General features: G+C 71.7%; 17 protein-coding genes and 2 tRNA genes. 3 read left to right on the forward strand and 16 right to left on the reverse strand.

The window, feature by feature from the left end:
• Positions 1-274: 274 nt before the first annotated feature.
• Positions 275-2,143, reverse strand: coding sequence for a translation elongation factor 4 (gene lepA / locus ACH4F2_RS00930; protein ID WP_398130548.1), 1,869 nt, complete (start codon positions 2,141-2,143; stop codon positions 275-277).
• Positions 2,144-2,567: 424 nt separating this feature from the next.
• On the opposite strand from lepA, the gene rpsT reads away from it, so the two are divergent.
• Complete coding sequence (gene rpsT / locus ACH4F2_RS00935; protein WP_121746971.1) at positions 2,568-2,834, forward strand: 30S ribosomal protein S20; 267 nt, start codon at positions 2,568-2,570, stop codon at positions 2,832-2,834.
• Between the two features lie 326 nt (positions 2,835-3,160).
• On the opposite strand, the gene holA is transcribed toward rpsT, so the two are convergent.
• The 9 genes from holA to leuS form a co-directional block, all read right to left on the reverse strand.
• On the reverse strand, positions 3,161-4,150 hold the full coding sequence (gene holA / locus ACH4F2_RS00940) for a DNA polymerase III subunit delta (protein ID WP_398130549.1): 990 nt from the start codon (positions 4,148-4,150) through the stop codon (positions 3,161-3,163).
• 84 nt (positions 4,151-4,234) lie between these two features.
• A complete protein-coding gene (locus tag ACH4F2_RS00945; RefSeq protein WP_398130550.1) occupies positions 4,235-4,480 on the reverse strand; it encodes a hypothetical protein in 246 nt (81 codons plus the stop codon).
• 53 nt (positions 4,481-4,533) lie between these two features.
• On the reverse strand, positions 4,534-5,415 hold the full coding sequence (locus ACH4F2_RS00950; RefSeq protein ID WP_398130551.1) for a YceI family protein: 882 nt from the start codon (positions 5,413-5,415) through the stop codon (positions 4,534-4,536).
• A gap of 253 nt (positions 5,416-5,668) precedes the next feature.
• The gene (locus tag ACH4F2_RS00955; protein WP_398130552.1) at positions 5,669-6,496 is read right to left on the reverse strand and encodes an arylamine N-acetyltransferase; all 828 of its coding nucleotides are present in this window, start codon (positions 6,494-6,496) and stop codon (positions 5,669-5,671) included.
• A gap of 4 nt (positions 6,497-6,500) precedes the next feature.
• Positions 6,501-9,143 (reverse strand): ComEC/Rec2 family competence protein, encoded by a 2,643-nt coding sequence (locus ACH4F2_RS00960; protein WP_398130888.1) that lies wholly within the window; start codon positions 9,141-9,143, stop codon positions 6,501-6,503.
• 80 nt (positions 9,144-9,223) lie between these two features.
• Positions 9,224-10,417 (reverse strand): helix-hairpin-helix domain-containing protein, encoded by a 1,194-nt coding sequence (locus tag ACH4F2_RS00965; protein WP_398130553.1) that lies wholly within the window; start codon positions 10,415-10,417, stop codon positions 9,224-9,226.
• 151 nt (positions 10,418-10,568) lie between these two features.
• Positions 10,569-11,414 carry a DegV family protein gene (locus ACH4F2_RS00970; RefSeq protein WP_398130554.1) on the reverse strand — a complete coding sequence of 282 codons (846 nt, stop codon included), beginning with the start codon at positions 11,412-11,414 and terminating at the stop codon, positions 10,569-10,571.
• 82 nt (positions 11,415-11,496) lie between these two features.
• Positions 11,497-12,282 (reverse strand): hypothetical protein, encoded by a 786-nt coding sequence (locus ACH4F2_RS00975; RefSeq protein ID WP_398130555.1) that lies wholly within the window; start codon positions 12,280-12,282, stop codon positions 11,497-11,499.
• A 270-nt stretch (positions 12,283-12,552) separates the two neighbouring features.
• Positions 12,553-15,453 (reverse strand): leucine--tRNA ligase, encoded by a 2,901-nt coding sequence (gene leuS / locus ACH4F2_RS00980; RefSeq protein WP_398130556.1) that lies wholly within the window; start codon positions 15,451-15,453, stop codon positions 12,553-12,555.
• A gap of 547 nt (positions 15,454-16,000) precedes the next feature.
• Here leuS and ACH4F2_RS00985 point away from each other — a divergent pair.
• The gene (locus ACH4F2_RS00985) at positions 16,001-17,341 is read left to right on the forward strand and encodes a cytochrome b/b6 domain-containing protein (protein ID WP_398130557.1); all 1,341 of its coding nucleotides are present in this window, start codon (positions 16,001-16,003) and stop codon (positions 17,339-17,341) included.
• The gene (locus ACH4F2_RS00990; RefSeq protein ID WP_398130558.1) at positions 17,338-18,951 is read left to right on the forward strand and encodes an NADH-ubiquinone oxidoreductase-F iron-sulfur binding region domain-containing protein; all 1,614 of its coding nucleotides are present in this window, start codon (positions 17,338-17,340) and stop codon (positions 18,949-18,951) included. The genes ACH4F2_RS00985 and ACH4F2_RS00990 overlap by 4 nt, the downstream gene beginning before the upstream one ends.
• Positions 18,952-19,027: 76 nt before the next feature.
• On the opposite strand, the gene ACH4F2_RS00995 is transcribed toward ACH4F2_RS00990, so the two are convergent.
• The 6 genes from ACH4F2_RS00995 to ACH4F2_RS01020 all read right to left on the reverse strand — a co-directional run bounded on the left by ACH4F2_RS00995 (position 19,028) and on the right by ACH4F2_RS01020 (position 23,045).
• Positions 19,028-19,100 (reverse strand) — tRNA-Ala (locus ACH4F2_RS00995).
• A 171-nt stretch (positions 19,101-19,271) separates the two neighbouring features.
• On the reverse strand, positions 19,272-19,505 hold the full coding sequence (locus ACH4F2_RS01000) for a hypothetical protein (protein ID WP_003976229.1): 234 nt from the start codon (positions 19,503-19,505) through the stop codon (positions 19,272-19,274).
• 377 nt (positions 19,506-19,882) lie between these two features.
• Positions 19,883-19,955, reverse strand: a tRNA-Ala gene (locus ACH4F2_RS01005).
• Between the two features lie 119 nt (positions 19,956-20,074).
• The gene (locus tag ACH4F2_RS01010) at positions 20,075-20,746 is read right to left on the reverse strand and encodes a histidine phosphatase family protein (protein ID WP_398130559.1); all 672 of its coding nucleotides are present in this window, start codon (positions 20,744-20,746) and stop codon (positions 20,075-20,077) included.
• Positions 20,743-21,189: a ribosome silencing factor gene (gene rsfS, locus ACH4F2_RS01015; protein WP_398130560.1), complete on the reverse strand. Its 447-nt coding sequence runs from the start codon at positions 21,187-21,189 to the stop codon at positions 20,743-20,745. The genes ACH4F2_RS01010 and rsfS overlap by 4 nt, the downstream gene beginning before the upstream one ends.
• Before the next feature lie 83 nt (positions 21,190-21,272).
• The gene (locus ACH4F2_RS01020; protein ID WP_398130561.1) at positions 21,273-23,045 is read right to left on the reverse strand and encodes a LytR C-terminal domain-containing protein; all 1,773 of its coding nucleotides are present in this window, start codon (positions 23,043-23,045) and stop codon (positions 21,273-21,275) included.
• Positions 23,046-23,053: the final 8 nt, after the last annotated feature.

Here is a 23,053-nt window from a genome sequence, read left to right on the forward strand (position 1 = left end):
GGCCGGCTCGGACGCGGCTGCTTCAGGTGTGGCTGGTCCAGGTGTGGCTGGTTCGCTCTCGGGCAGTTGTTCAGGCGTTGTTTAACTCGCGAGTAACTAGCGAGCAGGCATCAGAGTAAAGGGCGACCGGCCCACGCGTAAGCCTCCGCGCCCTTTCACTTGGTACGGAGGCCCACCCGTGACATGCGAAAGGGCCGGCCGCGCTTTCGCACGACGAGCCCCTTCGTGTCCGCTTTGCCCGGGCGGGCGGGATACGCCGCGAGGACGGCCGCTGTTACTTCTTGGCCTTGCCCGACCCCGCGCTGTCATCACTGGACAGGACCGCGATGAAGGCCTCCTGCGGAACCTCCACGGAACCCACCATCTTCATCCGCTTCTTGCCTTCCTTCTGCTTCTCCAGCAGCTTCCGCTTACGCGAGATGTCACCGCCGTAGCACTTGGCGAGGACGTCCTTGCGGATGGCGCGGATGGTCTCACGGGCGATCACCCGGGAGCCGATGGCAGCCTGGATGGGCACCTCGAAGGCCTGGCGCGGGATGAGCTCGCGCAGCTTGGCGACGAGCCGCACCCCGTACGCGTAGGCCGCGTCCTTGTGCGTGATCGCCGAGAAGGCGTCCACCTTGTCGCCGTGCAGCAGGATGTCGACCTTGACCAGGCTGGAGGTCTGCTCGCCGGTGGGCTCGTAGTCGAGGGAGGCGTAGCCGCGCGTCTTCGACTTCAGCTGGTCGAAGAAGTCGAAGACGATCTCCGCGAGGGGGAGGGTGTAGCGGATCTCCACCCGGTCCTCGGAGAGGTAGTCCATGCCGAGCAGGGTGCCGCGCCGGGTCTGGCACAGCTCCATGATCGCCCCGATGAACTCGGTCGGCGCCAGGATCGTGGCGCGCACGACCGGCTCGTAGACCTCGTTGATCTTGCCCTCGGGGAACTCGCTCGGGTTGGTAACGGTGTGCTCGGTACCGTCCTCCATGATCACGCGGTAGACCACGTTGGGCGCGGTGGCGATCAGGTCGAGGCCGAACTCGCGCTCCAGCCGCTCGCGGATCACGTCGAGGTGCAGCAGGCCCAGGAAGCCGACGCGGAAGCCGAAACCGAGTGCCGCGGAGGTCTCGGGCTCGTAGACCAGGGCGGCGTCGTTGAGCAGGAGCTTGTCCAGGGCCTCACGCAGCAGGGGGTAGTCCGAGCCGTCCAGCGGATACAGACCGGAGAAGACCATGGGCCTGGGGTCCTTGTAGCCGCCGAGCGCCTCCTCGGCGCCCTTGTGCATGCTGGTGACGGTGTCACCGACCTTGGACTGGCGGACATCCTTCACACCGGTGATCAGGTATCCCACCTCGCCGACGCCGAGACCGTCGGCGGAGAGCATCTCCGGCGAGTTGGTGCCGATCTCCAGCAGCTCGTGCGTGGCGCCGGTGGACATCATCCGGATCCGCTCGCGCTTGTTGAGCTGGCCGTCGATGACACGGACGTACGTCACGACACCCCGGTAGGAGTCGTAGACGGAGTCGAAGATCATCGCGCGGGCGGGGGCGTCCTTGACGCCGACCGGGGGCGGGACCTCGGCGACGACCTTGTCCAGCAGCGCCTCGACCCCGAGGCCGGTCTTGGCGGAGACCTTGAGCACGTCGGCGGGGTCGCAGCCGATCAGGTTGGCGAGTTCCTCGGCGAACTTCTCGGGCTGCGCGGCCGGCAGGTCGATCTTGTTCAGCACGGGGACGATCGTGAGGTCGTTCTCCATCGCCAGGTAGAGGTTGGCGAGGGTCTGGGCCTCGATGCCCTGGGCGGCGTCGACGAGGAGGATGGTGCCCTCGCACGCGGCCAACGACCGCGAGACCTCGTAGGTGAAGTCGACGTGCCCCGGCGTGTCGATCATGTTGAGGATGTGCGTGCTGCTCTTGTCGTGGGTGGGAGCCCACGGCAATCGCACCGCCTGGGACTTGATCGTGATGCCGCGCTCGCGCTCGATGTCCATGCGGTCGAGGTACTGGGCGCGCATCTGCCGCTGCTCGACCACACCGGTCAGCTGGAGCATCCGGTCGGCGAGCGTGGACTTGCCGTGGTCGATGTGCGCGATGATGCAGAAGTTGCGGATCAGCGCCGGGTCGGTACGGCTCGGCTCGGGCACATGGCTGGGGGTCGCGGGCACGCAGGGTCCTGATTCTTGAGGCGTCCGCAGTGTCTGCGGTCTCGGGTCGGATCGATACGTAGCTTCCATCGTCCCACGGGTGGGGAGCTGGGATGGGTTTGGGACGGGTTGAGGGCGGAACCGGGCCGGATCCGGACCGTGGGTCGGGGCGGATTCGTACCCGGGCCGGGGCGGACGCGGTCCGGGGCCGGGGCGGGACGCGGACCGGGGCCGGGGCGGATTCGGGGTCGGGTCCGGAGTCGGCTTCGGGGACGGGTGTGGGGCCGGTTTGGGGACGGGTGCGGGGCCGGGTTTGGGCTGCTCGACGGGCCACTGGTAGTGTGAGGAGCTGTGTCTCTTGCCCTCTCAGCACGAGGCACTCCTTCAAGAAATCATCGGCACGCGGCCCTCGCGGCCCCGTGCCTGAACCTGCAAAGGCTCATTCGTGGCGAACATCAAGTCCCAGATCAAGCGGAACAAGACCAACGAGAAGGCCCGGCTGCGCAACAAGGCCGTCAAGTCCTCTCTGAAGACCGCGATCCGCAAGGCCCGTGAGGCCGCTGCCGCGGGTGACGTCGAGAAGGCCACCGAGTACCAGCGCGTCGCTTCGCGTCAGCTCGACAAGGCCGTCTCCAAGGGCGTCATCCACAAGAACCAGGCCGCCAACAAGAAGTCGGCGCTGTCGCAGAAGGTCGGCGCCCTCAAGGGCTGAACCCCTCATCTGGTCTGATCGCCGGAAGGACCCAGAGCGGGCCCTCTCTCATCCGCTCCCGTCCGGCACCCAGGATCCATGCGCGGCCTGCGTTCGCCACGCGGGCATGGATCCGCCGAGCTTGATCCGAAGGCCCCGGTGGCCGTCCTTCCCCAGGACGGACACCGGGGCCTTCGGTCTGCCCGGGATTCGAAGCCGGCGGGAACCGGGGCCGACGAGGGCCGGGGGTGAGAGGGACGAGGCTGGGGCTGACGGATGAGAGGACGGGGCTGGGGCTGACGGACTGGGGCCGGGGCTGACGAAGGCTGAGGCCGACGGAGCCGGCTTTACGCCCGCCCTCTCGACCGTGCCGCGCGCGCGATGGTCACCACGGCCTTCTCCAGGGCGTACTCGGGGTCGTCCCCGCCGCCCTTCACCCCCGCGTCAGCCTCTGCCACCGCGCGCAGGGCCACGGAGACGCCGTCCGGTGTCCAGCCGCGCATCTGCTGCCGGACCCGGTCGATCTTCCACGGCGGCATGCCCAGCTCGCGGGCGAGGTCGGCAGGGCGCCCGCCGCGGGCGGAGGACAGCTTGCCGATGGCCCGTACGCCCTGTGCCAGCGCGCTGGTGATCAGCACTGGTGCCACTCCGGTCGCCAGCGACCAGCGCAGCGCCTCCAGGGCCTCCGCCGCCCGTCCCTCGACCGCCCGGTCGGCGACCGTGAAGCTGGAGGCCTCGGCCCGTCCGGTGTAGTACCGCCCGACGACCGCCTCGTCGATCGTCCCCTCGACGTCCGCGGTCAGCTGGGACACCGCCGAGGCCAGCTCCCGCAGGTCGCTGCCGATCGAGTCGACCAGCGCCTGGCACGCCTCGGGGGTGGCCGACCGCCCGGTGGTGCGGAACTCCGTCCGGACGAAGGCCAGCCGGTCGGCGGGCTTCGTCATCTTCGGGCACGCCACCTCGCGCGCCCCCGCCTTGCGGGCGGCGTCCAGCAGGCCCTTGCCCTTCGCGCCGCCCGCGTGCAGCAGAACAAGGGTGATCTCCTCCGCGGGTGCGCCGAGGTAGGCCTTCACGTCCTTGACCGTGTCGGCGGACAGGTCCTGCGCGTTGCGTACGACCACGACCTTGCGCTCGGCGAAGAGCGAGGGGCTGGTGAGCTCGGCGAGCGTGCCGGGCTGCAGCTGGTCGGGGGTCAGGTCGCGTACGTCCGTGTCGGCGTCGGAGGCCTTCGCGGCGGCCACCACCTCCTGCACGGCACGGTCGAGCAGGAGGTCCTCCTGGCCCACGGCAAGGGTCACCGGGGCGAGAGGGTCGTCATTCGCAGTCTTCCTGGCCATCGCGACAAGCATCGCACGCACCACTGACAACGAGGCCCGGCCCACAGGAATCCGGTATTCCCCTGCTCGCGAGGTCGCGCCGGGCTAGGGCTCCTCCCGCCAGCCCTCCCACTCCCCCGCGAACTCGTCGAGCTCACCGGGATCCAGCCGCTCCCGCTCGTCGCGCAGGACGACGATCCACTGGGCGTCCTCGGCGTCGTCCTCGCCGGCCAGGGCGTCACGGACGATCCGGGGCTCCTCGTCGAGCCCGAACCGCTCCCCGAGCACCTGGACCACCTCCTCCGCGGCGTCGCGGTCGGGCAGCACCAGCACATGTCTCACATCGCTCACGAGTGCCATTGTCGGACACCACGCGGCAGCCGGACCCCCGGGTCGGTGCCAGGTCAGCCCTTGGGCACGATCTGGATGTCGAGGTCGATCCTGATGCTGGGTCCGACCACGGCGATGCCCCGTGCCAGCATCGTCTGCCAGCTCACCGTGAAGTCGTCGCGGTGCAGCTCGGTGGTGGCGCGGCAGGCCGCCCGCACCTCGCCCTCCATCCCGTTGCCGAGGCCGAGATACTCGGCGTCCAGGGTGACCGTGCGCGTCACGCCGTGCAGGGACAGCGCCCCCGTGACAGCCCACCGGTTGCCGCCCCGGTGCGTGAACCGGTCGCTGTAGAACTCCAGGGTCGGATACCGCTGCACGTCCAGGAAGTCCCCAGACCGCAGGTGGTCGTCGCGCATCTTCACGTTGGTGTCGATGGACGCCGCGTCGATCACCACGTGCATCGCCGACTGCTCCATGTCGTCGGCGATCCGCACCGCGCCCGCGAAGGAGTTGAACCGGCCGTGGATCCGGGCCAGCCCGATGTGCCGGGCGGTGAACGCGATCGACGAGTGCGCCGGCTCGATGTCCCAGTCGCCCGGCGCGGGCAGCTCCGGAGGCTGGGCCACCTGCAGGGTCACGTCGCCGAGCGAGGCCAGCGCATCCTCGGTGACGGTGGCGGACGCCCGGTACGGCGTGTACCCCTCGGCGGACACCGCGAGCCGGTACTCCCCCGTGGGCACCGTCGCCACGAACGAACCGAAGGGGTCCGTGCCACCGCTGACCACCTTGCGGCCCATGGTGTCGCTGACCGCGAACTCCGCGTTCGGAACCGGCTCGTTGACGGGGTCGAGGACCCGGCAGCTCAGCACTCCCGCGTTCGGCGGAGTCCGCACCGCCGCCAGGGGACCCGTCCGCTGCATCCGCTTCGTTCGGCTTCCCAGCCAACGGCCGATCATCTACGACATCCTCTGCGCGACGTGAAAAACTAGTTGACGAAGTAACATTCGATCACCGATGGGGCTTTCGAGGCAACACAGGACCACATCACGGGAAACCGACGCATGTGCTGGGAGTACTCACGAGTAGCCCCGCTGTGGCCCTCTGTGGCCCGCTGTAGCCCGCTGTGGCCCGCTGTGGTCCGAATTGGGCGCCCCGGACGGCGTTCCTGACAGCCGGAACCGGGTCGCCTCGCGGTCGGAGCCGGGTCACTCACGGCCGGCGCACGACCGGCACCTGGTCGAGGATGATGCCGAAACGGTCCCGGTACGCCGCGAGGACCTCCTCGTCCGTGTCCAGCTCACGCTCCTCCCGCCTGCCGTCGGCCGTCGTGGACACGAGCCTGCGGCCGCTGAGCGTGACCCTCCCTCCGTCCTCCGTGACCCGCGAGCAGACCGGCGACTGGAGGAAGTGCGACTGGGGCGAGGTGCTGTGCCACCACGCGCCGGACACGAAGTCGCCGAGCACCCGCGGGCGCAGCTCCACCCGGTACACGGACTTCCCGTCCCGCAGCACGTCCAGGTCGGCCGCCCGGGCGGAGTCGTGCCCGCCGCGCACCCCGGCCTCGTCCGGTCCCGCCTCGGCGACCCGGAACGTGCCGCCGGGATCCTCCTGCTCACCCCGCTCCCCGAACTCCAGGGGACCGTGGCTGTGCGCCCCGAACCCGACGTCGGCCAGCCAGTCGCCCCCGTCCACCGTCCGCACCCGCAGCGCCAGGTGGTCGTACGGGATCCCGAGCCGGCCCCCGTCCCCGTACACCCGCGCCGCCAGCAGGGTGACCTCGTACCCGAGCGCCGCGAGCAACGCGCCGAAGAGGCCGTTGAGTTCATAACAGAATCCGCCCCTGCGCGCGCCCACCACCTTGTCCAGCAGCCGCTCCTGCTCCAGCGTGATCTCCTCTCCCAGATGGACGGACAGGTTCTCGAAGGGCACGTTGCGCAGATGACGCAGGTGCAGCTCGCGCAGGGCGTCGACGGTGGGCCACGCCGGGTACTCGGCTCCGAGACGGCTGAGGTAGGCATCGACCTGTGCTGAATCCATGCCCTCAGTCTCCCGCCACCCGCAACGCCCTGTCCGTGCCGGTGACCGCCAGGGCCCCGTCCCGGTCCGTCCGCAGCACCCTCGCCCCGTGGGCGCGCAGCGCCGCTACCGTGCCGGGAGCCGGGTGGCCGTAGGTGTTGTCCTCGCCGCAGCTGATGAGGGCCAGCCTTGGGGCCACCTTCCGCATGAGGCCGGGATCCTGGTGGGCGGAGCCGTGGTGGGCCACCTTCAGCACGTCGACCCCGTCCAGCGCCGCCGCCGCCGGTGATCTCGCCAGCTCCCGCTGTGCCGGGGGCTCCAGGTCCCCGAGCAGCAGCAGGCGCAGCCCCGCCGTCCGCACCAGGAGGGTGACGCTGGCGTCGTTGGGGCCTTCCGTGGTCGTCGGGAAGTCCGGCACCGCGGTCGTCGGCGGGCCCGGCACCCCGGTCGTCGGCGGGCCCGGTGGCGGGCTCGGCGGTGGCCACACCACCTGCCAGGACAGCGGGCCGGCCCGTCGCTGTTCCCCGGCGGCGGCGTGCCGCAGGGGAATCCGCCGCGCCGATGCCTGTCTCCGGACGGACGCGGCCTGGTCCGCGGGCTCTTCGAGGGCGGTCGTCTCGATCGCGCCCACCGAACGTCCCCGCAGCACTCCGGGCAGTCCCGCCACATGGTCCGCGTGGAAGTGGGTCAGCACCACGAGCGGGACGCGGGTGATGCCGAGCGAGCGCAGGCAGTGGTCGACCAGCGCCGGGTCGGGCCCGGTGTCCACCACCACCCCCGCTCCCCCGCCCGCCGCGAGCACCATGGCGTCGCCCTGGCCGACATCGCACATCACCATCCGCCAGCCCGGCGGAGGCCACCCGGTGATCACCCGGGCCAAGGGCGGAGGCTGCACCACCGCCAGCACCAGCAGCACCACGCAGACACCGCACCACCAGGGGTGTCTCAGCAGCCGCCGGCCGACGAGCAGCACGCCCACCGTCACCAGGGCGAGCAGCGCCGCCCCGGTCCAGCTGCCCGGCCAGTCCACTCCCGCGCCGGGCAGCGCGGCCCCGGTGCGGGCGATCCCCGCGATCCACTCGGCCGGCCAGCCTCCGCACCAGGCCAGTCCCTCGGCCACCGGCATCGCCACCGGTGCCGTCGCCAGCGCCGCGAAGCCCAGCACCGTGGCCGGCGCGACCGCGAACTCCACGAGCAGGTTGCACGGCACCCCCACCAGGCTCACCCGCGCCGAGAGCACGGCGACGACCGGCGCGCACACGGCCTGCGCGGCACCCGCGGCGGCCAGCGCCTCCGCCAGCCGAGGCGGCACCCGGTGCCGGCGCAACGTACCGCTCCACCGCGGAGCGAGCGTGAGCAGCGCCCCCGTGGCCAGCACGGAGAGCAGGAAGCCGTAACTGCGGGCCAGCCACGGGTCGTACAGCACCAGCAGCAGTACGGCCGTCGCCAGCGCCGGAAGCAGCGACCTGCGACGTCCCGTGGCCAGGGCGAGCAGGGCGACGGACCCGCACGCGGCGGCCCGCAGCACGCTCGGGTCGGGCCGGCACACGACGACGAAGCCGAGTGCGAGAACGCCGCCGAGCAGGGCGGTCGTCCGCAGGGAGAGGCCGAGCCGGGGCGCCAGCCCCCGGCGCTCGCTGCGCTGGGCCAGTCCGGGCGGTCCCAGCAGCAGGGCGAGCACGATCGTGAAGTTGGCGCCGGATACCGCCAGTGTGTGGGCGAGATCGGTCTCCTCGAACGCCTCCTCCAGCTCCGGCGTGATACGCGAGGTGTCCCCGACGACCAGCCCCGGCAGCAGCGCCCGCGCGTCCGGCGGCAGTCCGTCGGTGGCCTCCCGCAGCCCGGCCCGCAGCCGCCCGGCCAGCCGCTGCGCCGCCGACGGCCCGGCCACCACCTCCGGTGCCTTCCGGCCGCCCTGTACCCGCAGCACGGCGGCGATCCGGTCCCCGCTCGCCCTCGGAGGCGCCGTCCGGGCGGTGACGCCGAGCCGCGTGGTCGGCAGCAGTCCCAGCCAGCGCGCGGCGCCCGGCCCGGCCCGGGTGAGCCGCGAGCCGTCCGGGTCACCCGCGTAGGCGCGTCTCGGTGACTCCTCGCCATCGCCCACATCGACGAGTATCAGCACCGGCGTCCGCGTCATCACCTCCCTTCCGCCGGCCTCCGTCACCCGCCGCACGTCGGCCTCGATCAGCACGGTGGGCGGCACCGCACGGTTTCCCCGGACGCGCGGCCGGGTGAGACGGGGGTCGGCGGTGACCTCCACCTCCGCGGTGACGGTGGCGTACTGCCGCGCCAGCTCGGGCACCGGACCACGGCGAAGGTCCGCGCCGTGCAGCGCGGCCGAGACGGCGGACGCGGCAACACAGAGGAGCAGGGCGGCGACCGCGGCGTGGGGCCGTCCGAGCGCCGTGCGCCGTCCCCGCACCGTGCGCCGTCCGCGCACCGTGCGCCGTCCGCGCACCGTGCGCCGTCCGCGCACCGGCCTCAGCAGCAGCGCCACCGCCAGGACCGAACTCCCGATGACGAGGACCACGGCCCGGTCGGCCGGTGCGTCCAGCACCAGCGCCGCAGTCGCCCAGGCCGCGAGCGCGGGCGGGACCAGCCGCAGATCCGTCGGCCCCTCCTGCCGGGGATGGGCCGCGCCGAGCCGGTGCCCGGAAGCGGCGTGCACGGCCGCGCGCGGGGGCGCTGCCCGGTCGTGGCGTTCCTCCGGTCCGCTCGGCCGACTCGCCTCCGTGCTCGTCTCCGTGCTCACGGCCGCACGAGATTCCGCAGGTCGGCGAAGCGGCGCTCGCCGATGCCGTTGACCTCGCGCAACTCGTCCACCGAGCGGAAACCGCCGTGCTGGGTGCGGTAGTCGATGATGTGCCGGGCCAGCACGGGTCCGACGCCCGGCAGGGTGTCGAGCTGATCGGTGGTCGCCGTGTTGAGGGAGACGGGTGCCGCTGGTGCCCCACCCGCCGCCGGGCCGCCGGTCCCGCCCGGAGCGGTGCCGCCGGTGCCGGACCCCATGGCCGGCCCGGGGGCACCGACGATCACCTGCTCGCCGTCCACCAGGAAGCGCGCCTGGTTCAGCCCGTCGGTCCTCGTACCGGACCGCACGCCTCCGGCGGCACGCAGGGCGTCCGCGACACGTGAACCTGCCGGGAGGCGGTGGATACCGGGCTTGCGGACCTTACCGCCGACATCCACCACGATCTCGGCCCCGACTGCGGCCGTGGCCGTGCCCTTGGCCGTGCCCGTGTGCGCGCCGGTCGCGGGGTCCCCGGCCGCCTCGCCCTCTCCCTCCGCGCCGTGTGCCGTGGCCTCCCGCACCACCTCGGGGGCCGCCACGGGCTGGGTCCGGCCGGTCCAGAAGTGCTGCACGGCGAAGGCCGCCACGATGAGGAGCAGCACCGTGAGCGCGGCCACGCTGCGCCGCTCCATCCCGCACCGCGTCTGCAGCCACACCGGCATCCGCTCCCGCAGCACCTGCCCTCCCCGCGCCCGCCAGGTCAGCGCGGCGGCGTCCGGCGGTACCCCCTCTCCTTGCGTCCCCGCTTCCCGCGCCCCCTCTTGCCTCGCTCCTTCCGCCTCCCTCCACGGCGGCGGCCCCTTCCCCGACTCGCCCCGCCGACCGGCGTGACCAGCGTGTCGGCCATGTTCGACGTGATCGACCAGTCCGCCGTGTTCGGCGTGATCGACGTGATCGACGTGATCGACCAGTCCGCCGTGATCGGCGTGACCGGCGTGACCGCCGTGCTCGGCGTGACCGGCGTGATCGGCGAAGAGCGCCTCCGCACGCCGGCGGAGCTCCTCCGCCGGTGCGTGACGGCGCTCGTGCCGTGCCCGACCGAGGGAACGGGAACGAGGTGAACGGCGGTGGCGAAGCCGGTTGTCGGAGGCCGGTGCACGGCCCGGGCCACTGGTCGCGGTCGCCGTGCGTGAGCGTGATCGAAGAGCCATGCGACGAGGATCGGTCACCTCGGCACAGCCGCGATGATCATGATCGATTTCCGGGGACTACCGTCGGGTTGGGGACAACTCCGGCCCCCACACGGGTGACACACGTCGGCCCTTCACAGTGCCGGGACCCGCACGCCGACCCGACAGCCCTTCAACGCGACGAGACCACGACCCCCAGCAGCCCCGGCCCCGTGTGCGCCCCGATCACCGCTCCGACTTCGCTCACATGGAGGTCGGTCAGCCCGGGCACCCGGTCCCGCAGGCGGTCCGCCAGGGCAGATGCCCGGTCGGGGGCGGCGAGATGGTGAACGGCGATGTCGACGGGTGCGCTGCCCGCCCGGTCGGCGACGATCTCCTCCAGCCGGGCGATCGCCTTCGACGCCGTCCGGACCTTCTCCAGGGGTTCGATGCGGCCGTCGTCCAGCCGCAGCAGCGGTTTCACGGCGAGCGCGGAACCGAACAGCGCCTGGGCCGCCCCGATCCGGCCGCCCCGGCGCAGGTAGTCGAGGGTGTCGACGTAGAAGTAGGCGGAGGTGCCCGCGGCACGCTTCTCCGCGGCCGTGACGGCTTCGTCCACGGTGCCGCCCGCCTCCGCCGCCCCCGCCGCGGCGAGCGCGCAGAACCCCAGGGCCATCGCGATCATCCCGGTGTCCACGACGCGCACGGGGAGCGCGGCCTCGCGCGCGGCGACGACGGCCGCGTCGTAGGTGCCGGAGAGTTCGGCGGAGAGGTGGAGGGAGACGATGCCGTCCGCGCCGGACTCGGCGATCCGGCGGTAGGTCTCGGCGAAGAGCTCCGGGCTGGGGCGGGAGGTGGTGACCGGCCGCCGTTTCTGCAAGGCCTGGGCCAGGGATCGGGTCGAGATCTCGGTGCCCTCGTCCAGTGCCCGGTCGCCCAGGACGACGGTCAGGGGTACCGCGGTGATGCCGTGCCGCTCCATCGTCCGGACCGGGAGGTAGGCCGTTGAATCCGTGACGATAGCGACATGGCGGGACATGAGCTGGAGGTTACCTGCCGTAGCGCCCATACGGCAGCCCGGCCCCGACGGCCGGGCGTTCACAGGGCCGTGATCGGGTGGGTCAGGTGGTGCTCTCCGGACGGGCCTTCTTCTGCCAGGGGTACACGGGGTTCGGGGCGGGCGGGGTGATGGCGGGCCTGGCGGTTTCCTCCGCCGACTCCTGCCGAGAGCTCTGGGAGCTCTGCGGGGGCTGCGGCGCCTGCGAGCTCTGCGGGGCCTCGGGCCAACTCTGCCGGGCGGCCGGGGCGTCGGTGGCGGGGGCCTCCGGCCAGGGCGGCGGCGCGGTGGCGGGCCCCGTCTCCGTCTCCATCCAGTGCCGCAGGGCGCCCGCCTCGACGTCGATCTGTGCGCTCAGCGATTCCAGGTCGTCCTCGGCGAAGCGGCGGGCCCGGTCACGGGCCGCCCAGCGCAGGGCCTCTGCCGACCGGGTGATCCGCTCGGTGCGCTCGCGCAGCGCGGGAAGGAGCCCGCCGAGCGTGGCGCGGTCCGGATCGGACTCCAGCCGCCTGAGCTCGGCGTCCAGTTCGAACCCGTGCGCGCTGAGCCGGTCGAAGAGGCCGAGGGACTCCTTGAGGGACTCGTCCTCGGCCACGCCCGCGTGCAGCGCGTCCTGCGTGGCCCGCATCGACGTGCGCAGCGTCAGCCGCAGCTGGGCGAGCTCGCCCGCCGGGCCCGGCTGGACGAGGGACTTGGCCCGCAGCGTGTGGTCCTCGACCGTGCGGCGTGCCTGGGTGATGCCTCGGTCCACGCTGCGCTTGGCAGCGCCGACGGCCTTCACCGTGGCGTAGGCGCCCAGTACGACGGCGAGCACGAAGAGCAGGGCGAATACCGTGATCACTGCTTCCACGAAGCTCCTCCTCCGAGCGTCCGGCCCGCACACCGGCAGGCCGCGGCACTCTTCGCGCCGCTCTTCCACGGTAAACGCAGCGGGCAGGCCCAGGGTTCCGATCAGAACCCCGAACCTGCCCGCACTCAACCCGTACTCAGCCCTGAACCGGCCCGTAGCGGACTCGGCCCGTCCCGTAGGGGACAACCCCGAGCGCCCGGTCCCGCCGCCCGGCCCCGCCGCCCGGCGTCACGCGCTACGCGTCACGCGTCACGCGTCACGCGTCACGCGTCACGCGGGGACGATGTTCACCAGCTTCGGCGCCCGAACGATCACCTTGCGGATCCCGGCCCCGTCCAGCGCGGCCACGACCTTCTCGTCGGACAGCGCCGCCTTCTCCAGGTCCTCCTCGGAGATGGAGGGGGCGACCTCCAGCCGCGCCTTGACCTTGCCCTTGATCTGCACGACGCAGGTCACGGTCTCGTCGACGACGTAGGCCGGGTCGGCGACCGGGAAGTCCCGGTGCACCACGGAATCCGTGTGCCCCAGCTTGCGCCACAGCTCCTCGGCGACGTGCGGGGCCAGCGGCGCGACCAGCAGCACCAGGCTCTCGGCGACCGTGCGCGGGACCGTGCCGCCCACCTTCGTCAGGTGGTTGTTCAGCTCGGTGACCTTGGCGATGGCGGTGTTGAACCGCATGCCCTCCAGGTCCTGCCGTACGCCGTCGATGGCCTTGTGCAGGGCGCGCAGGGTGTCCGTGTCGATGTCGGACTCCGCGACGTCCGCCACCGTCACCTCGCCGGTGTTCTCGTCGACGACGTTGCGCCACAGCCTCTGCAGCAGCCGGAACTGGCCCACCACCGCGCGCGTGTCCCACGGCCGGGAGACGTCCAGCGGGCCCATCGCCATCTCGTACAGGCGCAGGGTGTCGGCACCGTACTCGGCGCAGATCTCGTCGGGAGTGACCGCGTTCTTCAGGGACTTGCCCATCTTGCCCAGCAGCCGGGAGACCTGCTCGCCCTGGTAGTAGAACGCGCCGTCGCGCTCCTCCACCTCGGCGGCCGGCACCGCGATGCCGCGGCTGTCCCGGTAGACGTACGCCTGGATCATGCCCTGGTTGAACAGCTTGTGGAACGGCTCGGCCGAGGAGACGTGCCCCAGGTCGAACAGCACCTTGGACCAGAAGCGCGCGTACAGCAGATGCAGCACGGCGTGCTCGGCACCGCCGACGTACAGGTCGACGCCGCCGTGCGGCAGGCCCTCGCGGGGGCCCATCCAGTACTGCTCGATCTCCGGGTCGACCAGCTGCTCGCTGTTGTGCGGGTCCAGGTAGCGCAGCTCGTACCAGCAGGAGCCGGCCCAGTTGGGCATGGTGTTGGTCTCGCGCCGGTACTTGCGCGGGCCGCGGCCGTCGCCCAGGTCCAGGGTGACGTTGACCCAGTCCTCGTTGCGCGACAGCGGCGTCTCGGGCTGCGTGTCAGCGTCGTCCGGGTCGAAGGTGCGCGGCGAGTAGTCCTCGACCTCGGGCAGCTCCAGCGGCAGCATCGACTCAGGCAGCGGGTGGGCGATGCCGTCCTCGTCGTAGACGACCGGGAAGGGCTCGCCCCAGTAGCGCTGGCGGCTGAACAGCCAGTCGCGCAGGCGGAAGTTGACGGTTCCCTCACCGGTGCCGGTGCGTTCCAGCCACTCGGTGATGCGCTCCTTGGCCTCGACGACGCCCAGGCCGTCCAGGCTGATCTCGTCGTTCGACGAGTTCATGATCTTGGCGTCGTAGGAGGCGAAGGCGTCCTCCCAGGTGGCCGGGTCGGTGCCCCGGCCGTCGGTCGGCTCGACGATGCAGCGGATCGGCAGCTCGAAGGCGCGCGCGAACTCGAAGTCGCGCTGGTCGCCCGCCGGGACGGCCATGATCGCGCCGGTGCCGTAGCCCATCAGCACGTAGTCGGCGATGAACACCGGGACCTGCTCGCCGCTGACCGGGTTGGTCGCGTAGGCGCCGATGAAGACGCCGGTCTTGTCCTTGGCCTCGGCCTGCCGCTCGACGTCGGACTTGGACGCGGCCTGCGCGCGGTACGCCGCGACGGCCTCGGCCGGGGTCGCGTGACCGCCGGTCCACACGTCGTGCGTGCCCTCGGGCCAGGCGGCCGGGGTGAACTTCTCGACCAGCGGGTGCTCGGGCGCCAGCACCATGTAGGTCGCGCCGAAGAGGGTGTCCTGGCGGGTGGTGAAGACGGTGATGCGCTCCCCGTCGACGGGGAAGTCGACGCGGGCACCCTCGGAGCGGCCGATCCAGTTGCGCTGCTGCAGCTTGATGGCCTCGGGCCAGTCCAGCTCGTCCAGGTCGTCCAGCAGCCGGTCGGCGTAGGCGGTGATGCGCATGTTCCACTGGCGCAGCTTGGACTTGAAGACGGGGAAGTTGCCGCGCTCGGAGCGGCCGTCGGCGGTGACCTCCTCGTTGGCCAGTACGGTGCCCAGGCCGGGGCACCAGTTGACGGGCGCGTCGGAGGCGTAGGCCAGGCGGAAGCCGCCCAGCACGTCGGCGCGCTCGGCGTCGCTCAGAGCGCTCCACGCGCGCCCCGGGTGGCCGGGGACTGCACGCTCACCGGCCTCGAACTGGGCGACCAGCTCGGCGATCGGACGGGCCTTCTTCGCGTCGTCGTCGTACCAGGAGTTGAAGATCTGCAGGAAGATCCACTGGGTCCACTTGTAGTACTCAGGGTCGATCGTGGCGAACGACCGGCGCTTGTCGTGGCCCAGACCCAGCCGGCGCAGCTGGCTCTGCATGTTCTTCATGTTGGCTTCGGTGGAGACGCGCGGGTGCGTGCCGGTCTGCACGGCGTACTGCTCGGCGGGCAGGCCGAAGGCGTCGAAGCCCAGGGTGTGCAGGACGTTGTGGCCGGTCATCCGCTGGAAGCGGGCGAAGACGTCGGTGGCGATGTAGCCCAGGGGGTGGCCGACGTGCAGGCCCGCACCGGAGGGGTACGGGAACATGTCCATGATGAACTTCTTGGGCCTGGCGACCAGCTCCGGGTCGCCCGCCAGGTCACCCTCGGGGTTCGGCGCGGCGTACGTCCCCTCGGCGTCCCAGAAGTCCTGCCAGCGTGCCTCGATCTCGGCGGCCATGGCAGCCGTGTAGCGGTGCGGCGCGGCGTCCGCCGACACAGGGGCGGTCGCCGCGGGGTTCGTCTCGCTCATGATCCTCAAAGCTCCATCGATCGTCTCTGCCAGCGGCTGCGACATTCAAGACCAGCGGCTGTGAATGCCGGGAAATGAAAAATCCCCTCGCACAGGAGGGGACGCCGCGCCGATTCCGGCCACCGGACTACGACCGGGGTCGGGACTGATCAGCGCGGCTCGCTAAGCAGAAGGCGTACGGCACGCATGGCGTCAGGGTACCGCAGTCGTCGAGCGGGTCGCGAGGGGCTTCCGACCGCCCGCGCCACCTCCTCCCCCGAGGCCAATGGTTACTCCGCGTAACAACCACTATGGGACACCACTACGACTGCATTGTCATTTGATAACAACGCAATAACTCAAACCCCCTACCCACGGGTATGGCGCCACTTAGAGTGCGGCAGCGGGACCGCTACCCCGAACCGCTCCGGAGTTGCCCCATGAACCCTGCAAACCCGCCGAACCCGCCGAACCCGCCGAACCTGCCGCATCCTCCCACCCCTCCCCTGTTCCGCCCCCGCGGCGACAGCTCCCGCCCTCCCCGCGCCTGCGTGACGTGGGGAGTGACGTGGTGACGAACGACAGCACGGTGGACGACACCTTCGCCGAGTTCCTCGACTTCGGTGCCGGCGTCCTCTCCCTCGTCCTCCTCAGCTGCTCGGTGATCTGGGGACTGGTCGCCCAGGACCGGATCGTCCTCGACACCCGCCGGCGGATCCTGGCCCAGGCGGTGCACCGGACCACCTCGGTCGCGTCGGTCGTGTTCCTGCTGGTGCACATCGGGATCAAGCTGGCACTGGAGCACACCACCTGGGTCGCAGCGGTGGTCCCCTTCGGGCTCCTGGCCACGGACGACGAGGCGTTCGGGGGCCGGGGCCTCCTCATCGGCTTCGGCACGCTGGCCAGCATGCTCATGATCTTCGTGGGCGTCACCGGCGCCCTGCGCAACCGCTTCGCGTCCGCCTCCCCCGTGGCCTCCCGCTGGCGGGCCATGCACATGCTGGCCTACCCGGCGTGGTGCCTGGCCCTGCTGCACGGGCTCTACGCGGGTCGCGCGGCGAAGCCGGTCTTCCTGGTCCTGTACGGCCTGTCGGTGCTCGGCGTCATGGCGGCCCTGGCGCTGCGCGCGGCGCCCCGCCCGGTCAAGCGCAGGGTCGCCGACAGGATCGCCGGGTTCCTGGAGGCCGGGGAGCGGGCGGCCCGTGAGGAACCGGAGGAGAGCCGGACCCGGACGGCGGCCGGCTCCGCGCTGCCGCCTTACGAGAGCGCCGGGGCGTCGCGGCCACGCGCGCGTACCCCGTCGGCACCGCTCTACGAGCCCGCGGAGCGCCTCACTCCCGCGGAGCCCGCGGGCGGCTTCGCGGCGGCCTACCGTGCCGTGTCCGGCCCCTCCGGCACGCGCCGGAGGCCACTGACGGCCGACCCGACCGCACCCACGCGGTTGCCCCGGGACATGCGGCCCACCGAGGCGACGCCCCTCATGGACGGCGGCGGCAGCACCCCGGGCCGCTGGCCCGTCCCGTCACCGCCACCGGTCGGCGAGGCACCCCCGTCGGCCTACGACCCGCTCAACGACACGGGACACACCGTCCCGGTCCACGGCAATCCGGACGCCACGGATCACAGCTCGGGTCACGGCTCAGGGGACGGCTCGGGTCACGGCTCCGGGCACGGCTCGGGTCACGGCTCGGGTCACGGCTCCGGGCACGGCTCGGGTCACGGTCACGGCTCGAGTGACGTGTACGACACCGGTGAGGCGAACACCGTCCACGGCACGTACTACCCGAACGACACGTACAACAGCGGTCCCGCCACCGAACCGACCCCCGGTGCGCCGTCGTCGGCCTACGACTTCGACGCGCCGGGTTCGGGCGAACCTTGGAACACGCCTTCCGGAGGCAGCAATTGAACGAGGCCCTGCCCGACGTCCCAGAAGTCCGCGTGGTCGGTCTTCCCCAGCTCACGTCGGGCTTCGACCTTGTCGAGCGCCTGGACCTGCCCATGCACCTCAAGGTGCACGGGCCGCTCGAACCGCTGGGCGGCGAACAGCTCGCACAGCTCTCCGAACGGATCAACCTGAGGGGCCGCGGCGGCGCGGGCTTCCCCTTCCACAAGAAGCTGCGCTCGGTCGCCGAAGCCGCGATCAAGCGCGGCGTACGCCCGGTCGTGGTCGTCAACGGCAGCGAGGACGAGCCGGCCTGCCGCAAGGACACGGTGCTCATCAACCGTGCCCCGCACCTGATCCTGGACGGCGCGCTGCTGTGTGCCGAGGCGATGGGCGCCCGCACGCTCGTCATCGGGGTCACCCGTGAGTCCACACAGCGCTCCATGGAGGCCGCCCTCGCCGAGCGCGGGCTGAGCAACGGCCGCCGGTCGGCCCTCCGCGCGCGCGTGCAGCGCAATCCGGTGCGCATGGTCACCGGCGCGGCGGCCTCGCTGATCCGGTCCATCGACGGCGGCCCGGCGGTCCCGCCCGGCCGCAAGGTCAGCGCGTCCCGCAGCGGCGTCGGCGGCGCGCCGACCCTGCTGTCCAACGCCGAGACGTTCGCCCAGCTGGCGATCGCCGCCCGCATCGGGCCGGAGCGCTACGGCAACACCGGCCTGTACGACGAGCCGGGCACCGTCCTGCTCACCGTCTCCGGGGCGGTGGCCCGCCCCATGGTCGTCGAGGTGCCGACGGGCGTGCCGCTGCGCTACGTCCTGCAGCTGGCCGGCGCCCCACCGGTGCCGCAAGGCGTGCTGACCGGCGGTTATCACGGCAAGTGGATCGACGCGGCGGCCGTCGACGAGGCGATCGTCTCCCGCAACTCCCTGCAGCAGGCGGGCGGCTCGCTCGGCGCGGGCGCGATCCTGCCGATCAGTCAGGACACCTGCCCGCTGGGCGAGTCGCTGCGGGTGGCACAGTGGCTGGCGCAGGAGAGCGCGGGCCAGTGCGGTCCCTGCTACCTGGGTCTGCCGGCCGCCGCGCGCGGCCTGGAGGACATCCTGAACGGCGGCGGCCCGGCCGCCCTGGAGGCGGTCAAGCAGGTCGCGCGGAACGTGAAGCGGCGCGGCGCCTGCTCACACCCGGACGGCTCGGCGATGTTCCTGGAGTCGACCGTCAAGGCGTTCACTGACGATCTCGCCGCCCATGTCCTCGGCAACGGCTGCGGACGGCCCGTGGAGGGCGTTCTGCCGCTCTTCGAGGGCGGCAGGACGCCAACGGGTATCCCGGGCGGCGGCGGGGAGGAGGACGGGCTCAGCCGCCAGAAGATCCACGTGGACTGGACGCTGTGCCGGGGCCACGGTCTGTGCGCGGACATCCTCCCGGAAGTCTTCCAGCTCGGCGCCGACGGCTTTCCGACCGTCGCGCAGGCCGACGTACCGCGCTTCGCGGAGGCCAAGGCGGTCCGCGCGGTGCGCCGCTGTCCGGCGCTCGCCCTGCGCATCGAGGAGGAGACCCGCGGGCAGGCGCCGTCCTCGCGGACCAACCTGCCGGTCCTGCCGCAGGGGCGCGGTCGCCGGGCACTCGGCCGCTGACGCGGGGGGAGGCACGGAAGACGCACATGAGGAAACCCCCCGGATCTGAGATCCGGGGGGTTTCTCCTTCTTCTTGTGGAGCTAAGGAGAATTGAACTCCTGACCTCCTGCATGCCATGCAGGCGCTCTACCAACTGAGCTATAGCCCCTTGCTGCCACGCGGCGGAGCCGCATGTCGTTCGTTTCGCCCGGTTTCCCCGGCGGCGACGCCAACATTACACGGTCGACCGGGCACAACACCAAATCGTTTCCACTTTGCCCGTTTTGCCCTCTTGCTCTGCTGCACCCTGCGGGAGCCGCCGTGCCTCCGCGCCGTGGCGCTAGGCCGTGACGAACGAATAGAACCGCTTGAGCGTGCAGTGCTCCTCCAGGAGCCGGCCGTAGATCGGCTCGCCCTCGAGTTCGCGGTACGTCTCGATCGGGTCGCCTTTTATGATCAGCGCCCGCGCGCACTCCTCGCACCAGTACTGGTAGTCCGGATTGACCGGCTCCATGTCCCGCACGATCGGGGTGCCGCTGCCGCACCAGTCGCATTTTCGCCTGTGTGCACCCATCGATCAGCTCCAGCTGTGGCCGCAGGCCGTGCACACGTACGAGATTCCGCCGTTGTCTCCGAGGACTTGGGCCACGTGCCCGGAACCGCAGGAGGGGCAGCTGAGACGGGGCGACGTGTTCCGTGCCACCGCTGAGCCGAGGAGGTGACCGACCTCCTCGAGGATGCTCGCAGGCATCGCCACTCCCTCCCGTCGGGTCGCGGTCCCCTTCCGGCCGTTTGATTCTGCCACGACCGGGCCAATACGGTCAGCGACGCCTCAGTACCAGTCCGGACACGGAGGCCCACAGCGGTATACGCCTGTGGGGCGCCTGTTGCTCAAGCGGACGGAGACGAAAAATCCCGCCCCCCGAGGGGGACGGGATTCGTCCGTGACTGTGGAGCTAAGGAGAATTGAACTCCTGACCTCCTGCATGCCATGCAGGCGCTCTACCAACTGAGCTATAGCCCCTGGTGCCACGTGGCCGAGCCACATGGTCTTTCGCTCCGCTCGGCGGTGCGAACAAGAAGAACTTTAGCCTGCGACCTGCCGGAAAGTGAAATCCGGGTCCCGGGCCCGCCGAGCGGCGCTCAGTCGTCGTCGCCGAGCACCGGCTCCGGCAGCGTGCCGGCGTTGTGCTCCAGCAGACGCCAGCCGCGGACGCCTTCCCCCAGGACGGACCAGCAGCAGTTGGTCAGGCCGCCGAGGCTCTCCCAGCTGTGCGATTCCAGACCCAGCAGGCGGCCGATGGTGGTGCGGATCGTGCCTCCGTGGCTGACCACGACGAGGGTGCCGTCCTCGGGGAGCTTCTCGACGTGCCGGAGCACCACGGGGGCGGCGCGGTCGGCCACCTCCGTCTCCAGCTCACCTCCGCCGCGGCGGACCGGTTCGCCGCGCTTCCACGCCGCGTACTCCTCGCCGTGCCGGGCGATGATCTCGTCGTGGGTCAGCCCCTGCCAGACGCCCGCGTAGGTCTCCCGCAGGCCCTCTTCCAGGGTCACGTCCAGGCCGGTGAGCGCGGCGAGTTCGGCTGCCGTGTTCGCGGCCCGGCTGAGGTCGGAGGCGACGATCGCGTCCGGCCTCAGGCCGACCAGCAGCCGGGCGGCACGGCGGGCCTGGGCGACGCCGGTCCCGGTGAGCCCGACGTCCGTGGTGCCCTGGAAGCGGCGCTCCACGTTCCACGAGGTCTGGCCGTGCCGCCAGAGGATGACGCGCCGGCCGCGGCCCGGCTGCCCGGCCGTCACCTCGCCGGTGGCGCTCATCGCCAGTCCCCGTCGGTCTCCGTCGCCTCCTCGGCGGCCCGGAGCCTGGCGTGCTCCTCCGCCTTGCCGCGGGTCGCCTTGGCGTCGGCGGGCAGCTCCAGCTCGGGGCAGTCCTTCCACAGCCGCTCCAGGGCGTAGAAGACGCGCTCCTCGCTGTGCTGGACGTGGACGACGATGTCGACGTAGTCGAGCAGGACCCAGCGGGCCTCCCGGTCGCCCTCGCGGCGTACCGGCTTGGTGCCGAGTTCCTTGCTGAGCCGTTCCTCGATCTCGTCGACGATCGACTTGACCTGGCGGTCGTTGGGCGCGGAGGCCAGCAGGAAGGCATCCGTGATCGACAGCACGTCGCTGACGTCGTAGGCGATGATGTCGTGCGCGAGCTTGTCGGCTGCCGCCTGCGCGGCGGTGTTGATGAGTTCGATGGAGCGGTCGGTCGCGGTCACTGCCTGGCTTTCGGGTCGGCGGTCGGTTGACCTCAAGGGTCTCACGACCGCCGACGACGGCCCACGTGACAATCACCCGCCTCCTACGAGGCGGGCTCGTAGTCCTGGCCGAGGACGACCGACACCCTCGCGTTCGCGGAGACCTCGCCCTGGGTGACGGAGGCGGCGGACAGGCCCAGGGTCTTGGCGACCTGGACGGCGTTCTCCTTGTCGGCGGCCTCGGCGTAGACGACCTTCGACGACGCCTCGGTGCCGGACGCGGTACCGCCCTCCAGGAAGGTGAAGCCGCCGTTGAGGAGGACGACGCGGGCCTTGCCGGCGCGGTCCTCGACGCCGGTGGCGTTGCGGACGGAGACGCTGACGGCCGCGTCCTTGTCGGGGCTCTTGGCGGTGCCGCCGAGGACGTCCTTGACGACGCCGGCACCGGCTTCGGCGCTGAGCCTGCCGTCGTCCTGCACGGGCAGCAGCGTGGTCTTGAAATCGCCGCCCTTGGCGAGGTCGGAGAGCCCGGCGAGGAAGGAGCCGAGGTCCTTCTCGGTCAGGGGCGGGTCGAGGATCAGCCCGAGGGTCTGGATGGTGGTCGTCGCGGCCGCGGGATCCGAGGAGAGCTTGCGCAGCACACCCTGCATGACCTGTCCGAACCGCTGCAGTTCGGCGTCGGCCGCTTCACCGGAGCCGCGGTGGGTGGCGTAGGCGACGGCCATCTTGCCGCTGAGGGTCTGCCCCTCGCCCTTGCGTACGAGGGGTGTGGCGCCCTTGTCCTTGGCCTCCGGGTCGGGGACGTCGGTGTCGGTGTCGATCTCGATGTTGCCGACCAGGTCGACGAGGATCTGGAGGTACGGCGTGTCCAGGCGCCAGGTCCCCTCGATGTCGGTGCCGAGGGCCGAGTCGAGCGCGGTGCGGGTGGCGTCGGGGCCTGCGTCGTCGACGGACTTGGCGAGCGTGGTGGTGGTGCCGTCGTCGCCGGTCAGGGCCAGGGAGTTCGGCAGCAGCACGGTGGTGCCCTGCTTGGTGGTGGTGTTGTCGACGAGCAGGGCGGTGGAGGTGCCGCCGCCGTTGGTGTCGTGCAGGTGGACGGCGATCACGTCGCGCTTCTGGGCGCCGGCCGTCGTCGTACCGCCCGCCCTGTCGTCCGAGGAGGACGTTCCGGGGAGCTTTCCGGCGTACCAGAGGTAGCCGACGCCGCCGACCGCGACCAGCGCCAGGACTGCGACCAGGGCGACGACACGCGCGCGTGCGCGCCGCCGGGCCTCCTCGCGGCGCTCGGTGCGGTTCTCCGTGAACTTCATCCAGTCGATGACGTCCTCGGAGTCGTCGGCCGGCTCCTCGACGAAGGCGAACTGCTCGGTGCGGTACTCCCGGTCGGGTTCGGCGGTCCTGGCGGAGGCTTCCCCTTCCGGCTCCCCGGGCGGGCCCGCCTGCTGCGGGATGTAGGCGGTCTGCTCGGCGACCCGGGGCTGCCCGCCGCCGGCCGCGGCCTGGTCGTACGGGTCGTACGGGTCGTGCTGAGTCGGCGCGGCCCGGCCGCCCTGCGGCACGCCGGAGGCGTAACCCTCGTAACCCTCGTAACCGGGGACGGGGGGCTGGGGGCCGGTGTCGTAGCCGGTCGGGGAGCCGTAGGAGTCGTAGCCGGGGGTGGGCTGCTGCCCGCCCGCGGCGTACGGGTCGTAGCCGTACCCCTGCTGCCCGTACTGCTGGTCCCGCTGTTGCGCGTACGCGTCGTACGGCTGCTGACCGCCGGGCGGGGCCGGGGCCTGGCCCTGGGCGTGGCGGTACACAGGCCGGCCGTACTCGTCGTATCCGACGAGTTCGTACTGGTCGCCGCCGTCGTACCCCGCGTCGTATCCGTCGTTCACCGGTGCCC

Source organism: Streptomyces sp. NPDC017890, assembly GCF_044328675.1.
Classification (GTDB): Bacteria; Actinomycetota; Actinomycetes; order Streptomycetales; family Streptomycetaceae; genus Streptomyces.